The organism is Enterobacter sp. PL1, from assembly GCF_945957325.1.
Classification (GTDB): Bacteria; Pseudomonadota; Gammaproteobacteria; order Enterobacterales; family Enterobacteriaceae; genus Enterobacter; species Enterobacter roggenkampii.
Map to the genome: position 1 here is coordinate 25,509 of NZ_CAMFKT010000015.1, position 15,465 is coordinate 40,973.

Below are 15,465 nucleotides of genomic sequence, written 5' to 3' on the forward strand. Positions count from 1 at the left end.
CGCCGGGCGGCACTGCGTTTGCCCGGCCTACGTGGTTTCGTAGGCCCGGTAAGCGAAGCGCCACCGGGCGACTAAACGCACCTTACTTCTTCACCTGCGCCTTAAACTTCTTCATCCACACCAGCAGCTCAAACACGCCGAAAATAAACACGCGCAGCTGCTGCCAGCTCGTCATCTGCGGGCCATCTTTCGGCAGACCGTTTTTCAGCATCACCATCTGCAGGGCGTGCATGAACGAGGTGAAAATCAGCGCGACGTTAACAAAAATATTCATCGGGCGCGGGAACGGGTGCACCAGGTTGAGCAGCAAAAACGCCCAGACGCCCAGCATCAGCAAACGTCCCAGATTAATCAGTACCGGCATCGGATCCTCCTTGTGCCTGACGGTGATACAGACGATAAGCAACCTGACCTGCCACTTTTTCACGGTGCAGATCCCAGTGAGCGGGAACCGGCGGCAAACCGTTTTCCACTTCGCTTTCCACATAAATCAATGCGTCATCCGCCAGCCAGCCGTTTTGCTCCAGCAGGGATAACGTCTCTTCCAGCAGCCCTTTGCGGAACGGCGGGTCGACAAACACCACGGTGTGCGGCGTGCCCTTTTGCGCGAGGAAGCTCAGCGTGTTGGTGTTCACCACTTTCGCGTTGCTCGCTTTCAGCGTCGCCAGATTTTGCTGCAGCGTCTGCGCCACGCCGCGCTCCATCTCCAGCAGCGTGGCGCTGGCAGCATAGCGCGACAGCGCTTCCAGCCCGAGCGCGCCGCTACCGGCGAAGCAGTCCAGGCAGCGGGCGTCTACCATTGACGGGGCCAGCCAGTTAAACAGCGTCTCGCGCACGCGGTCGGTAGTGGGGCGTAAACCCGGGCTGTCCGGCACCGGTAATTTCCGGCCTCGCCACTGACCGCCGATAATACGAATTTGACCGGCCGGGGCGCGGTTGGGTTTCTTCATCTCAGGAAAGCTCTGTTAACAATTGGCCTGCGATTGCGGGCGGTGATGTCAATTAAGTAAAGTGTTAGACTATTTCATCATTTTTTTAGCTTCCATGTATATAGCGCCGCGAGGAGTGTAGTCGCAGATGGCAAAACAAAAAAAACGTGGCTTCTTTTCCTGGCTGGGCTTCGGTGAAAAAGAGCAAGAAACAGAACAGAAAACCGAAGAGCAACAAGCCGTTGAAGAGCCATCGCAGCCTGAAACGCCAGTAGAAACCGCCGCGGTTGTCGATGCGGAAGAAACGGCGCACAGCAAAGATGAGGTTGAAACCTTTGCTGAAGAGGTGGTTGAGGTCACTGAACAGGTTCAGGAGAGCGAGAAGCCAGAACCGGTTGTCGTAGAAGCCGCTATCGAAGCGCCACAGGCCGCTATCGAACACGAAGAGCTTCCGCTGCCGGAAGAGGTCAAAGACGAAGCGGTGTCTGCCGAAGAGTGGCAGGCCGAAGCGGAAACCGTTGAAATCGTTGAGGCGGTGGAAGAAGAAGCGGCGCTCGAGCCGGAGCTGACCGACGAAGAGCTGGAAGCTCAGGCGCTGGCGGCGGAAGCGGCTGAAGAAGCGGTCATCGTTGTGCCGGTAGAAGAGCAGGCCGAAGAAGAGATCGTTCAGGAGCAGGAAAAACCGACCAAAGAAGGTTTCTTCGCGCGCCTGAAGCGCAGCCTGCTTAAAACCAAAGAAAACTTAGGTTCCGGATTTATCAGTCTGTTCCGCGGCAAGAAGATCGACGACGATCTGTTTGAAGAGCTGGAAGAGCAACTGCTGATTGCGGACGTTGGGGTGGAAACCACCCGTAAGATCATTGCCAATCTGACCGAAGGGGCGAGCCGCAAGCAATTGCGTGACGCCGAAGCGCTGTACGGCCTGCTGAAAGACGAGATGGGTGAAATTCTCGCAAAAGTTGACGAACCGCTTAATATTGAAGGCAAAACGCCATTTGTTATTCTGATGGTCGGCGTGAACGGCGTGGGTAAAACCACCACCATCGGCAAGCTGGCGCGTCAGTTCGAGCAGCAGGGTAAATCGGTGATGCTGGCGGCGGGCGACACCTTCCGTGCGGCGGCGGTTGAGCAGCTGCAGGTCTGGGGCCAGCGCAACAACATCCCGGTCATTGCTCAGCATACCGGCGCGGATTCCGCGTCCGTGATCTTTGACGCCATCCAGGCGGCGAAGGCGCGCAACGTGGACGTGCTGATAGCCGATACCGCAGGGCGTTTGCAGAACAAATCGCATCTGATGGAAGAGCTGAAGAAGATCGTTCGCGTCATGAAGAAGCTGGACGAAGACGCACCGCATGAAATTATGCTGACCATTGATGCCAGCACCGGACAGAACGCCATCAGCCAGGCGAAGCTGTTCCATGAAGCGGTAGGACTGACGGGGATCACGCTGACCAAACTGGACGGCACCGCGAAAGGCGGGGTGATCTTCTCCGTGGCCGACCAGTTCGGCATTCCTATCCGTTACATCGGTGTGGGCGAGCGTATTGAGGATTTACGTCCGTTTAAGGCGGACGACTTTATTGAGGCATTATTTGCCCGAGAGGACTAACAATGATTCGCTTTGAACACGTCAGCAAGGCCTATCTCGGTGGGAGACAAGCGCTGCAGGGGGTGACCTTCCACCTGCAGCCGGGCGAGATGGCATTCCTGACCGGCCATTCCGGCGCGGGGAAAAGTACCCTGCTCAAGCTTATCTGTGGGATCGAGCGGCCAAGCGCCGGAAAAATCTTTTTCAGCGGCCATGAGATCAGCCGTCTGAAAAACCGTGAGGTGCCGTTCCTGCGTCGTCAGATCGGCATGATTTTCCAGGATCACCACCTGCTGATGGATCGCACCGTTTTCGATAACGTGGCCATTCCGCTGATTATTGCCGGCGCCAGCTATGACGATATCCGCCGCCGCGTCTCTGCGGCGCTGGATAAGGTCGGGCTACTGGACAAAGCGAAGAACTTCCCGATCCAGCTCTCCGGCGGTGAACAGCAGCGCGTGGGTATCGCCCGTGCGGTGGTGAACAAGCCTGCCGTGCTGCTGGCGGATGAACCGACCGGTAACCTGGACGATGCCCTGTCAGAAGGGATTTTGCGTCTGTTTGAGGAGTTTAACCGCGTAGGGGTTACCGTATTGATGGCAACGCACGACATCGGGCTGATTTCCCGTCGTTCGTACCGCATGCTGACCCTGAGCGACGGGCATTTGCACGGAGGCCACGGTGAACAAGCGTGATGCAATAAACCAGATTCGGCAGTTCGGGAACCGGTTTGACCGTTTCCGTAAGCCGCAGGGCGGGGGTGACGGCAATCGTTATGCGCCGAAGCGCCAGAAGGCCGCGCCAAAACCGGCCTCCCGCAAAACCAACGTCTTTAACGAGCAGGTGCGCTACGCGTTCCACGGCGCGCTGCAGGACCTGAAAAGCAAACCGCTGGCGACGTTCCTGACGGTGATGGTAATCGCCATCTCCCTGACGTTGCCAAGCGTCTGCTACATGGTTTACAAGAACGTCAACCAGGCAGCGTCGCAGTATTATCCGTCTCCGCAGATCACGGTCTATCTGGATAAAGCGCTCGACGATAACGCGGCGGCGCAGGTGGTTGGGCAAATTCAGGCCGAGCAGGGCGTGGAGAAGGTCAACTATCTCTCACGTGAAGACGCGCTGGGCGAGTTCCGCAACTGGTCAGGCTTTGGCGGCGCGCTGGATATGCTTGAAGAGAACCCGCTGCCCGCCGTGGCGGTGGTGATCCCGAAGCTGGATTTCCAGGGGACCGATTCGCTTAACACCCTGCGCGATCGCATCACGCGCATTAAGGGCATTGATGAAGTGCGCATGGATGACAGCTGGTTTGCGCGTCTCGCTGCTTTGACCGGGCTGGTAGGCCGCGTCGCGGCGATGATTGGCGTGCTGATGGTGGCGGCGGTCTTCCTCGTCATCGGCAACAGCGTTCGTCTGAGCATCTTCGCTCGTCGCGATACCATCAACGTGCAGAAACTGATTGGTGCGACGGATGGCTTCATCCTCCGACCGTTCCTCTACGGTGGCGCACTGCTCGGTTTTTCCGGCGCATTTCTTTCACTGATATTGTCAGAAATTTTGGTGATGCGGCTTTCCTCTGCCGTGACTGAAGTGGCGCAGGTTTTCGGAACGAAGTTTGATATCAGCGGCTTAGGGTTCGATGAGTGCCTGTTACTGCTGCTGGTGTGTTCAATGATTGGGTGGGTGGCAGCGTGGCTGGCAACCGTTCAACATTTACGTCACTTTACTCCCGACTAATAAAAGCGTGATATAATCTTTCCCTGCACCGAGATGTTCGCTCTGCAGGGAAAGCGTCCCTGTTGTCTCTTCCCCTGTTATCATCTCCATGTCACATTTTGTGCGTAATTTATTCACCGTTGCACCTGGAACTTGTGGATAAAATCACTGTCTGATAAAAGAGTGAATGCTAATCTCGTTGCTCAAACGCTTTGGCATGGTTGTTGCCTGACGGGGACAGCCTGGACCAGAAGAAACACTGAGAGGAATGAATGACCAAAGAAATGCAAACTTTAGCTTTAGCCCCTGTTGGTAACCTGGAATCTTATATCCGGGCTGCGAACACCTGGCCGATGTTAACGGCCGAGGAAGAAAAGGAGCTTGCTGAAAAGCTGCATTACCAGGGCGATCTGGAAGCAGCGAAAAAGCTGATCCTGTCTCACCTGCGCTTTGTTGTTCACATTGCTCGTAATTATGCGGGCTATGGCCTGCCGCAGGCGGACTTGATTCAGGAAGGTAACATCGGCCTGATGAAGGCTGTGCGTCGCTTTAACCCGGAAGTGGGTGTGCGACTGGTCTCCTTCGCCGTCCACTGGATCAAAGCAGAAATTCATGAATACGTGCTGCGCAACTGGCGTATCGTGAAAGTCGCCACGACAAAAGCGCAACGCAAACTGTTCTTCAACCTGCGTAAAACCAAGCAGCGTCTGGGCTGGTTCAATCAGGATGAAGTGGAAATGGTGGCGCGCGAGCTGGGTGTTTCCAGCAAAGACGTGCGTGAGATGGAATCCCGTATGGCCGCGCAGGACATGACCTTCGATATGTCCTCCGACGACGACGCATCTGACAGCCAGCCGATGGCACCGGTTCTGTATCTGCAGGATAAAACCTCTAACTTTGCTGACGGCATCGAAGAGGACAACTGGGAAGATCAGGCCGCGAATAAGCTGAGCTATGCGATGGAAGGCCTCGACGAACGTAGCCAGGATATTATCCGCGCCCGCTGGCTGGACGAAGACAACAAGTCCACGCTGCAGGAGCTGGCCGACCGCTACGGCGTCTCTGCGGAACGTGTCCGTCAGCTTGAAAAGAACGCCATGAAGAAACTTCGCGCCGCTATCGAAGCGTAATTAACGCGAAGTACACCGAGAACCCCTGGATGAGAGTCTGGGGGTTTTGTTTTTTTAGCGCCCGCTCTGGCGAATTCCCTCCCCCTGGCAAACACTTACTGATGCGCTAAGCAGGCGACTTTCTCAGGGGGACAGGGTGAAAAACAACGAACTGAACGACCGGCGGTTACAGGCGACGCCGCGCGGCATCGGCGTGATGTGTAACTTCTATGCCGATAAAGCCGAAAACGCCACGGTGTGGGACGTGGAAGGCAATGAGTACATCGACTTCGCCGCCGGGATCGCGGTGCTGAATACCGGCCATCGCCATCCTAAAGTCATTTCCGCCATCGAAAAACAACTCCACGCGTTTACCCACACGGCCTACCAGATTGTGCCGTACGAAGGCTACGTGGCGCTTGCCGAGCGCATCAACCAGCGCGTGCCGATTGACGGCCTGGCCAAAACCGCGTTCTTCTCGACGGGGGCTGAGGCGGTCGAAAACGCGGTGAAAATTGCCCGCGCCTTTACCAAACGCCCCGGCCTTATCACCTTCGGCGGCGCGTTCCACGGCCGCACCTTTATGACCATGGCGCTGACCGGCAAAGTTGCGCCGTACAAGCTCGGATTCGGACCCTTCCCCGGCTCGGTGTATCACGCCCAGTATCCGAATGAACTGCACGGCGTCAGCACGGCGGAAGCGTTGAAAAGCCTGGAACGCATCTTTAAAGCGGATATTGCCCCTGACCAGGTCGCGGCGATAATTCTCGAACCGGTTCAGGGAGAGGGTGGTTTCAACATCGCCCCGGCTGATTTTATGCAGGCGCTGCGCGCCCTGTGCGATACCCACGGCATTTTGCTGATTGCCGACGAGGTCCAAAGCGGTTTCGCCCGCACCGGCAAGCTGTTCTCGATGGAACACCACTGCGTGAAGCCCGATCTGATCACTATGGCGAAAAGCCTGGCGGGTGGGATGCCGCTCTCGGCGGTGTCGGGCCGTGCTGAAGTGATGGATGCGCCCGCGCCGGGTGGGCTGGGCGGTACCTACGCGGGTAACCCGCTGGCGATTGCGGCGGCGCACGCCGTGCTGGACGTGATTGATGAGGAAGATCTCTGCACGCGATCGGCGCATCTTGGCCATCACCTGGTGGAGGTGTTGAACAAGGCGAAGGAACACTGCCCGTATATCGCGGATATTCGCGCGCAGGGCTCGATGGTGGCGGTGGAGTTTAACGATCCGCAAACGGGTCAGCCTTCGCCGGAATTTACCCGCCAGGTGCAGGAGTGTGCACTGCAGGAAGGTCTGCTGCTTCTAAGCTGCGGCGTATACGGCAACGTCATTCGTTTCCTCTATCCTCTGACGATTCCCGAAGTGCAGTTCCGTAAAGCGCTGGACATTATCTCCGCGTCGCTGACACGTTAAAGCCACATGCCCGGCGGAACTCTCTGCCGGGCTTATCATATATTCATTTCAAATTTGCTATTCCAAAATCATAAAAATGGGGTATGTTTTAGCAGAGTATGCTGAAAAAGCGCGAACAGCACACCTATAACTGAAATAAAGCGCTGCACAACAACATCACAACAATCGTAATAACCATAATAATGGGGAATCTCAGGATGAACATGAAGGGTAAAGCGTTACTGGCAGGATGTATCGCGTTGGCATTCAGCACCATGGCGCAGGCAGACATCAAAGTGGCTGTGGTTGGCGCCATGTCCGGTCCGGTAGCGCAGTACGGCGACCAGGAGTTTACTGGCGCAGAACAGGCGGTTGCAGACATTAACGCTAAGGGCGGTATCAAGGGCGAAAAACTGCAGATCGTAAAATATGATGATGCCTGTGACCCGAAACAGGCGGTCGCGGTCGCGAACAAAGTGGTGAACGACGGGATCAAATACGTTATCGGTCACCTGTGCTCTTCTTCTACTCAGCCCGCGTCTGACATCTACGAAGACGAAGGTATCCTGATGATCACCCCGGCGGCGACCGCACCAGAGCTGACCGCACGCGGTTACAAGCTGACCCTGCGCACCACCGGTCTGGACTCTGACCAGGGCCCAACCGCGGCGAAATACATCGTTGAAAAAGTGAAGCCGAAACGCATTGCCATTGTTCATGACAAGCAGCAGTACGGTGAAGGTCTGGCGCGTTCAGTGCAGGACAACCTCAAGAAAGCCAATGCCGACGTGGTGTTCTTCGACGGGATCACCGCCGGTGAGAAAGACTTCTCCACGCTGGTTGCGCGTCTGAAGAAAGAGAATATCGACTTTGTTTACTACGGCGGCTACCACCCTGAAATGGGCCAGATCCTGCGCCAGGCGCGCGCGGCCGGCCTGAAAACCCAGTTCATGGGCCCGGAAGGGGTGGCGAACGTTTCTCTGTCTAACATCGCGGGTGAATCCGCCGAAGGCCTGCTGGTGACCAAACCGAAGAACTACGACCAGGTCCCTGCGAACAAACCTATCGTAGATGCCATCAAGGCGAAGAAACAGGATCCAAGCGGCGCGTTCGTCTGGACCACCTACGCGGCGCTGCAGTCGCTGCAGGCGGGCCTGAACCAGTCAGCCGATCCGGCTGAGATTGCCACCTGGCTGAAAGCGAACACCGTCGAAACCGTTATGGGGCCTCTCTCCTGGGACACGAAGGGCGACCTCAAGGGCTTCGAGTTCGGCGTGTTTGACTGGCATGCGAACGGCACGGCGACAGACGCCAAATAATTTTCCCGTCGCCTTTCGCGCCGCAGGTGCGTTGGCTGCGTTATTCAACCCCGGTCACTTACTTATGTAAGCTCCCGGGGATTTCATAACTTGCCGCCTTCCTGCAACACGAAATGCTTGGGAAAATGCGGTAGAAATTGTAGGCCGGGCAAGGCGCAGCCGCCACCCGGCTTTCTTTTAGCGCTTCTCCCACCCGCTCTCCTGCGCCGTAAACCCTAACGCCTGCATAAACGCCGCCATCACGCCGCGGTCTTCCACGCCCACGTCGGCCATCCACCATGAGGTCACGCCCGGGTTTTCGCGGAGCACTTCTTCAATTAAATACTGCCCCACGCCGCGACGGCGGGTCACGTCACGCACGCGCAGCGAGTCCAGCGCCCCTTCCGTGCCGCTCAGCGTTACGCGAACGGCGGCCAGAAGACGCTCGTTAAAGCGCGCGGCATAGATACGGTGATTTTCGTCGACGGCCAGCGACGAAGGGGAATATTCCGGCCAGATCTTGCCCAGGTCGATATGATCCTGGTCGCTAAAGGTCACCAGACGCACGATAGTCAGTTTCATTAGCTGCTTGTCCAAATCAAATTGAGTAGAGGCAGTGTACTCAATTTATTCGCTCAGCGGCTTCCTCTTTTTATCGCCGTTTGCCAGGTGATTAGTTTTTTGGCAACGCGTTGGGCAGTTTGAAAACACATGGATCGAAAAATAAGCAGGATTTTAACCTGAATGGCAGTGATTTATTCGGCGCTTTGTACCGTTATTTTATGCTGCAAACTGCACTTTTATTTGTTTATCTCTGCCTGATTTCAGAATATTATCTTTGCTTAATCGCCTGAAAAATAGAGATTTTAGTCTGGTTTTTGACAAAAACCTGCGCTAAACCATTAAAGGCACTGGTAAAATAGCGTTGTTCATTAAAAGTACAGAATGCTTTTTAACCATAATAAAACAAAATATAAACACGACATCACGAATGGGGATTCAGAGATGAAAAGGAACGCGAAGACGTTAATCGCGGGGATGGTCGCACTGTCGATCTCGCATGCCGCCATGGCGGAAGACATAAAAGTTGCGGTAGTGGGGGCGATGTCCGGCCCTGTTGCCCAGTGGGGTGACATGGAGTTCAACGGTGCGCGCCAGGCCATCAAAGACATCAACGCTAAGGGCGGCATCAAGGGCGACAAGCTGGTGGGCGTGGAGTATGACGACGCCTGCGATCCGAAACAGGCCGTCGCGGTCGCCAACAAAATCGTCAACGATGGCATCCAGTATGTGATCGGCCACCTGTGCTCATCGTCCACCCAGCCCGCGTCTGACATCTACGAAGACGAAGGCATTCTGATGATCACCCCTGGCGCCACTAACCCTGAGCTGACCCAGCGCGGCTACCAGCACATCATGCGCACCGCCGGTCTGGACTCCTCTCAGGGGCCTACCGCCGCCAAATACATCCTTGAAACCGTCAAGCCGCAGCGTATCGCCATTATTCATGACAAGCAGCAGTACGGCGAAGGCCTGGCGCGCTCCGTTCAGGACGGCCTGAAAAAAGGCGGCGCGAACATCGTCTTCTTCGACGGCATTACCGCCGGTGAGAAAGACTTCTCCGCGCTGATCGCCCGTCTGCAAAAAGAGAATATCGACTTTGTTTACTACGGCGGCTACTACCCGGAGATGGGGCAGATGCTGCGTCAGGCGCGCGCCACCGGTCTGAAAACTCAGTTTATGGGGCCAGAGGGAGTGGGCAATGCCTCCCTGTCCAACATCGCCGGGGATTCTGCCGAAGGCATGCTGGTGACGATGCCAAAACGCTATGACCAGGATCCGGCCAACAAGGCTATCGTGGATGCGCTCAAGGCGCAGAAGAAAGATCCGAGTGGTCCGTACGTCTGGATCACCTATGCCGCCGTACAGTCTCTGGCCACCGCGCTGGATCGTACCGGCAGCAAAGAACCGCTGGATCTGGTGAAAGATTTAAAAGCACACGGGGCGAACACCGTGATTGGGCCGCTGAACTGGGATGAGAAAGGCGATCTGAAGGGATTTGAGTTTGGTGTCTTTAAGTGGCACGCCGACGGTTCGTCTTCGGCCGCCAAATAATTATCCCACCGCCCGGCATGACGGGCGGGTATAAAAAGGTTTGCATATGTCCGAGCAGTTTCTCTATTTCCTGCAGCAGATGTTTAACGGCGTCACGCTGGGAAGCACCTACGCGCTGATCGCCATCGGCTATACGATGGTTTACGGCATTATCGGCATGATCAACTTCGCCCACGGCGAGGTCTACATGATCGGTAGCTATGTCTCCTTTATGATTATCGCCGCCCTGATGATGATGGGCATCGACAGCAGCTGGCTGCTGGTCGCCGCCGGGTTTGTCGGCGCGATTGTGATTGCCAGCGCCTACGGCTGGAGCATCGAGCGCGTGGCCTACCGGCCGGTGCGCAGCTCCAAGCGTCTGATTGCACTGATTTCCGCCATCGGGATGTCGATCTTCCTGCAAAACTACGTCAGCCTGACCGAAGGCTCGCGCGACGTGGCGCTGCCAAGCCTGTTTAACGGCCAGTGGATTGTGGGAGCCAGTGAAAACTTCGCGGCCTCTATCACTACCATGCAGCTGGTTATCTGGGTCGTGACCTTTATTGCGATGCTGGCCCTGACGCTGTTCATCCGCTACTCGCGGATGGGACGCGCCTGCCGCGCGTGCGCAGAAGACCTGAAGATGGCGAGCCTGCTCGGCATCAATACCGACCGCGTGATTGCCCTGACCTTCGTGATTGGCGCCGCGATGGCGGCGGTAGCGGGCGTGCTGCTCGGCCAGTTCTACGGCGTGATCAACCCGTACATCGGCTTTATGGCCGGGATGAAAGCTTTTACCGCGGCGGTGCTGGGCGGTATCGGCAGTATTCCGGGCGCGATGATTGGCGGCCTGATCCTGGGCGTGGCGGAAGCGCTCTCTTCGGCGTATCTGAGCACCGAATATAAAGACGTGGTGTCGTTTGCCCTGCTGATTCTGGTTCTGCTGGTCATGCCTACCGGTATTCTGGGCCGTCCGGAGGTAGAGAAAGTATGAAACCGATGCATTTTGCAATGGCGCTGCTCTCTGCCGCCATGTTCTTCGTGCTGGCGGGCGTCTTTATGGGCGTCCAGCTTGAGCTGAATGGCACCAAACTGGTGGTGGATACCGCCCCCGACATCCGCTGGCAGTGGGTGTTTATCGGTACCGCCGTGGTGTTCCTGTTCCAGCTGCTGCGTCCGCTGTTCCAGAAGTCGCTGAAAAACGTCTCCGGGCCGAAATTCGTCCTGCCGGCCATCGACGGGTCTACCGTTAAGCAGAAGCTGTTCCTCGTGGCGCTGCTGGTGGCTGCCGTGGCCTGGCCGTTCGTGGTGTCTCGTGGAACCGTGGATATCGCTACCCTGACCATGATCTACGTGATCCTCGGTCTCGGTCTGAACGTGGTGGTGGGGCTCTCAGGCCTGCTGGTGCTGGGCTACGGCGGCTTCTACGCCATCGGTGCCTATACCTTCGCGCTGCTGAACCACTATTACGGGCTCGGCTTCTGGACCTGCCTGCCGCTGGCAGGGCTGGTCTCTGCCGCCGCAGGCTTCCTGCTCGGTTTCCCGGTGCTGCGCCTGCGCGGTGACTACCTGGCGATTGTGACCTTAGGCTTCGGTGAAATCGTCCGTATCCTGCTGCTGAACAACACCGAAGTGACCGGCGGCCCGAACGGCATAAGCCAGATCCCGAAACCGACCTTCTTCGGCCTGGAGTTCAGCCGCACCGCCCGCGAAGGCGGCTGGGACACCTTCAGTAACTTCTTTGGCGTGAAGTATGACCCGTCCGACCGCGTCATCTGGCTCTATCTGGTGGCGCTGCTGCTGGTGGTCATCACCCTGTTCGTGATTAACCGCCTGCTGCGCATGCCGCTGGGCCGCGCGTGGGAAGCGCTGCGCGAAGATGAGATCGCCTGCCGCTCCCTGGGCCTGAACCCGACCCGCATCAAGCTGACCGCGTTCACCATCAGCGCCGCGTTTGCCGGTTTCGCCGGGACGCTGTTTGCCGCGCGTCAGGGCTTCGTCAGCCCGGAATCGTTCACCTTTGCCGAATCCGCCTTTGTGCTGGCGATTGTGGTGCTGGGCGGGATGGGCTCGCAGTTCGCCGTTATCCTGGCGGCCATCCTGCTGGTGGTCTCGCGCGAGCTGATGCGCGACTTTAACGAATACAGCATGTTAATGCTGGGTGGTTTGATGGTGCTGATGATGATCTGGCGTCCGCAGGGCTTGCTGCCGATGACCCGTCCACAGCTGAAGCTGAAGAACGGGCAAGCGAAAGGAGAGCAGGCATGAGTCAGCCATTATTATCCGTTAACGGTCTGATGATGCGTTTTGGCGGCCTGCTGGCGGTCAACAACGTGAATCTGGATCTGCACAAGAAAGAGATTGTCTCCCTGATTGGCCCGAACGGTGCGGGGAAAACCACGGTCTTTAACTGCCTGACCGGCTTCTACAAGCCGACGGGCGGCACCATCATGCTGCGCGATCAGCATCTTGAAGGGCTGCCGGGCCAGCAGATTGCCCGCATGGGCGTAGTGCGTACCTTCCAGCACGTGCGTCTGTTCCGCGAGATGACGGTGATTGAGAACCTGCTGGTGGCGCAGCATCAGCAGCTGAAAACCGGGCTGTTCTCCGGCCTGCTGAAAACCCCGGCCTTCCGCCGCGCCCAGGATGAAGCGCTCGATCGCGCCGCCACCTGGCTCGACCGCATTGGCCTGCTGCAGCACGCCAACCGTCAGGCGAGCAACCTGGCCTACGGCGATCAGCGTCGCCTGGAGATTGTGCGCTGCATGGTGACGCAGCCGGAAATCCTGATGCTCGACGAACCGGCGGCGGGCCTCAACCCGAAAGAGACCAAAGAGCTGGACGAGCTGATTGCCGAACTGCGCGATCACCACGACACCACCATTCTGCTGATTGAGCACGACATGAAGCTGGTGATGGGCATTTCCGACCGTATCTACGTGGTTAACCAGGGTACGCCGCTGGCAAACGGCACGCCGGAAGAGATCCGCAACAACCCGGACGTGATCCGCGCATACCTGGGTGAGGCATAAGATGGAAAAAGCGATGTTAACGTTCGACAAGGTCAATGCGCACTACGGCAAGATCCAGGCGCTGCACGACGTCAGCCTGCATATCAACCAGGGTGAAATCGTCACCCTGATTGGCGCCAACGGCGCGGGTAAGACCACGCTGCTCGGCACCCTGTGCGGTGACCCGCGCGCCACCAGCGGGCGGATTGTGTTTGACGGCAAAGACATTACCGACTGGCAGACCGCCAGAATCATGCGCGAGGCGGTGGCGATTGTTCCGGAAGGGCGTCGCGTGTTCTCGCGTATGACGGTGGAAGAGAACCTGGCGATGGGCGGCTTCTTCGCCCACCGCGATGAATACCAGACCCGCATCAAGTGGGTGTACGAACTCTTCCCGCGCCTGTGGGAGCGCCGCATCCAGCGTGCAGGCACCATGTCCGGCGGTGAACAGCAGATGCTGGCGATCGGCCGCGCGCTGATGAGCCAGCCGCGCCTGCTGCTGCTGGACGAGCCGTCGCTCGGCCTGGCGCCGATCATCATCCAGCAGATCTTCGACACCATTGAGCAGCTGCGTAAAGAGGGAATGACCATCTTCCTCGTTGAGCAGAACGCCAATCAGGCGCTAAAGCTGGCTGACCGTGGTTACGTGCTGGAGAACGGCCGCGTGGTGCTTGAGGATACCGGAGACGCACTGCTGGCGAACGAAGCGGTGCGGAGCGCTTACCTGGGCGGCTGAGCCGTCTGTATCGCCCGGTGGCGCTGCGCTTACCGGGCCTACAGGGATCGACCAGGCCGGGTAAGGCGTAGCCGCCACTCGGCTTTTTTAACCACTACACCCCTTCACACAACCATCATCCCCCTGACCCTTTGCTGTCACTTATCTGTAAACAAACAGTTATTTTTCTGTCATTCGAGCATGTCATGTTACCTCGCGAGCATAAAACGCGTGATATCGCGCATCCGGCACAATAAGAGAGATGACAATGACATCGTTACGACACACAGCTTTGGGTCTGGCACTGGGTCTGGCTTTTGCGACGAACGCACTGGCTGTGACGACCATTCCGTTCTGGCATTCCATGGAAGGGGAGTTGGGTAAAGAAGTTGACTCCCTGGCGCAGCGTTTCAACGACACCCATCCGGATTACAAAATTGTGCCGGTGTACAAAGGTAACTACGAGCAGAGCCTGAGCGCGGGCATTGCCGCCTTCCGTACCGGCAACGCGCCTGCGCTGTTACAGGTTTATGAAGTGGGCACCGCCACCATGATGGCCTCCAAAGCCATCAAGCCGGTGTATGAAGTGTTCAAAGAAGCGGGTATTAACTTCGATGAATCCCAGTTCGTGCCAACCGTAGCGGGTTACTACACCGATTCCAAAACCGGACATCTGCTGTCTCAGCCGTTTAACAGCTCCACGCCGGTGCTGTACTACAACAAAGACGCCTTCAAGAAAGCCGGTTTAGACCCGGAGCAGCCGCCAAAAACCTGGCAGGACCTGGCCGAATACACTGCGAAGCTGAAAGCGGCGGGAATGAAGTGCGGCTACGCCAGCGGCTGGCAGGGCTGGATCCAGATCGAAAACTTCAGCGCCTGGCACGGCCTGCCGGTGGCGACCAAAAACAACGGCTTCGACGGCACCGACGCGGTACTGGAGTTCAACAAGCCGGAGCAGGTGAAGCACATCGCGCTGCTGGAAGAACTCAACAAGAAGGGTGACTTCAGCTACTTCGGGCGTAAAGACGAATCCACCGAGAAGTTCTACAACGGCGATTGCGCCATTACCACCGCCTCGTCCGGCTCGCTGGCGGATATCCGTCACTACGCCAAATTCAACTACGGCGTGGGCATGATGCCGTACGACGCTGACGTGAAGGGCGCGCCGCAGAACGCCATCATCGGCGGAGCGAGCCTGTGGGTGATGCAGGGTAAAGACAAGGGCACCTACAAAGGCGTGGCCGAGTTCCTTGACTTCCTGGCGAAGCCGGAAAACGCCGCCGAATGGCACCAGAAGACCGGCTACCTGCCGATCACCAAAGCCGCGTATGACCTGACCCGCGAGCAGGGCTTCTACAGCAAGAACCCGGGCGCGGATATCGCGACGCGTCAGATGCTGAACAAGCCGCCGTTGCCGTTCACCAAAGGCCTGCGTCTGGGCAACATGCCGCAGATCCGCACCATCGTGGATGAAGAGCTGGAAAGCGTCTGGACCGGGAAGAAAACGCCACAGCAGGCGCTGGATTCCGCGGTAGAGCGCGGGAATCAGCTGCTGCGCCGCTTTGAGCAGTCGACGAAATCGTAATCCGTGATTCGCCCGGTG

The 15,465-nt window shown here is 57.4% G+C and carries 15 protein-coding genes; 12 read left to right on the forward strand and 3 right to left on the reverse strand.

The window, feature by feature from the left end:
• Positions 1-82: 82 nt before the first annotated feature.
• Both N6P30_RS14705 and rsmD read right to left on the reverse strand, forming a co-directional pair.
• A complete protein-coding gene (locus tag N6P30_RS14705) occupies positions 83-364 on the reverse strand; it encodes a DUF1145 family protein (protein ID WP_023293537.1) in 282 nt (93 codons plus the stop codon).
• Positions 348-950, reverse strand: a complete 603-nt coding sequence (gene rsmD / locus N6P30_RS14710) for a 16S rRNA (guanine(966)-N(2))-methyltransferase (RefSeq protein ID WP_008500089.1) — start codon at positions 948-950, stop codon at positions 348-350. Before rsmD ends, N6P30_RS14705 begins: the two co-directional genes overlap by 17 nt.
• A gap of 127 nt (positions 951-1,077) precedes the next feature.
• Here rsmD and ftsY point away from each other — a divergent pair, with 127 nt between their 5' ends.
• The 6 genes from ftsY to livJ all read left to right on the forward strand — a co-directional run bounded on the left by ftsY (position 1,078) and on the right by livJ (position 8,063).
• A complete protein-coding gene (gene ftsY / locus N6P30_RS14715) occupies positions 1,078-2,538 on the forward strand; it encodes a signal recognition particle-docking protein FtsY (protein WP_023293536.1) in 1,461 nt (486 codons plus the stop codon).
• 2 nt (positions 2,539-2,540) lie between these two features.
• Positions 2,541-3,212 carry a cell division ATP-binding protein FtsE gene (gene ftsE, locus N6P30_RS14720; protein WP_008500091.1) on the forward strand — a complete coding sequence of 224 codons (672 nt, stop codon included), beginning with the start codon at positions 2,541-2,543 and terminating at the stop codon, positions 3,210-3,212.
• Positions 3,199-4,254 carry a permease-like cell division protein FtsX gene (gene ftsX, locus N6P30_RS14725; protein ID WP_023293535.1) on the forward strand — a complete coding sequence of 352 codons (1,056 nt, stop codon included), beginning with the start codon at positions 3,199-3,201 and terminating at the stop codon, positions 4,252-4,254. Before ftsE ends, ftsX begins: the two co-directional genes overlap by 14 nt.
• Before the next feature lie 251 nt (positions 4,255-4,505).
• Positions 4,506-5,363 (forward strand): RNA polymerase sigma factor RpoH, encoded by an 858-nt coding sequence (gene rpoH, locus N6P30_RS14730; RefSeq protein WP_008500093.1) that lies wholly within the window; start codon positions 4,506-4,508, stop codon positions 5,361-5,363.
• A 136-nt stretch (positions 5,364-5,499) separates the two neighbouring features.
• The gene (locus N6P30_RS14735) at positions 5,500-6,765 is read left to right on the forward strand and encodes a 4-aminobutyrate--2-oxoglutarate transaminase (protein ID WP_023293534.1); all 1,266 of its coding nucleotides are present in this window, start codon (positions 5,500-5,502) and stop codon (positions 6,763-6,765) included.
• 197 nt (positions 6,766-6,962) lie between these two features.
• The gene (gene livJ / locus N6P30_RS14740; RefSeq protein ID WP_021242735.1) at positions 6,963-8,063 is read left to right on the forward strand and encodes a branched chain amino acid ABC transporter substrate-binding protein LivJ; all 1,101 of its coding nucleotides are present in this window, start codon (positions 6,963-6,965) and stop codon (positions 8,061-8,063) included.
• A 177-nt stretch (positions 8,064-8,240) separates the two neighbouring features.
• On the opposite strand, the gene panM is transcribed toward livJ, so the two are convergent.
• Positions 8,241-8,624 (reverse strand): aspartate 1-decarboxylase autocleavage activator PanM, encoded by a 384-nt coding sequence (gene panM / locus N6P30_RS14745; protein ID WP_008500097.1) that lies wholly within the window; start codon positions 8,622-8,624, stop codon positions 8,241-8,243.
• A gap of 423 nt (positions 8,625-9,047) precedes the next feature.
• Here panM and livK point away from each other — a divergent pair, with 423 nt between their 5' ends.
• From livK to ugpB, 6 genes are all read left to right on the forward strand, one after another.
• Complete coding sequence (gene livK, locus N6P30_RS14750; protein ID WP_008500098.1) at positions 9,048-10,157, forward strand: high-affinity branched-chain amino acid ABC transporter substrate-binding protein LivK; 1,110 nt, start codon at positions 9,048-9,050, stop codon at positions 10,155-10,157.
• Positions 10,158-10,203: 46 nt separating this feature from the next.
• Positions 10,204-11,130 (forward strand): high-affinity branched-chain amino acid ABC transporter permease LivH, encoded by a 927-nt coding sequence (livH, locus tag N6P30_RS14755; protein WP_008500099.1) that lies wholly within the window; start codon positions 10,204-10,206, stop codon positions 11,128-11,130.
• Entirely contained in the window at positions 11,127-12,404 is a 1,278-nt protein-coding gene (gene livM / locus N6P30_RS14760) for a branched chain amino acid ABC transporter permease LivM (RefSeq protein WP_008500100.1), read from the forward strand. Before livH ends, livM begins: the two co-directional genes overlap by 4 nt.
• The gene (gene livG, locus N6P30_RS14765; RefSeq protein ID WP_008500101.1) at positions 12,401-13,168 is read left to right on the forward strand and encodes a high-affinity branched-chain amino acid ABC transporter ATP-binding protein LivG; all 768 of its coding nucleotides are present in this window, start codon (positions 12,401-12,403) and stop codon (positions 13,166-13,168) included. Before livM ends, livG begins: the two co-directional genes overlap by 4 nt.
• Before the next feature lies 1 nt (position 13,169).
• Positions 13,170-13,883 carry a high-affinity branched-chain amino acid ABC transporter ATP-binding protein LivF gene (gene livF / locus N6P30_RS14770; RefSeq protein ID WP_008500102.1) on the forward strand — a complete coding sequence of 238 codons (714 nt, stop codon included), beginning with the start codon at positions 13,170-13,172 and terminating at the stop codon, positions 13,881-13,883.
• Positions 13,884-14,130: 247 nt separating this feature from the next.
• Complete coding sequence (ugpB, locus tag N6P30_RS14775) at positions 14,131-15,447, forward strand: sn-glycerol-3-phosphate ABC transporter substrate-binding protein UgpB (protein ID WP_023293533.1); 1,317 nt, start codon at positions 14,131-14,133, stop codon at positions 15,445-15,447.
• Positions 15,448-15,465: the final 18 nt, after the last annotated feature.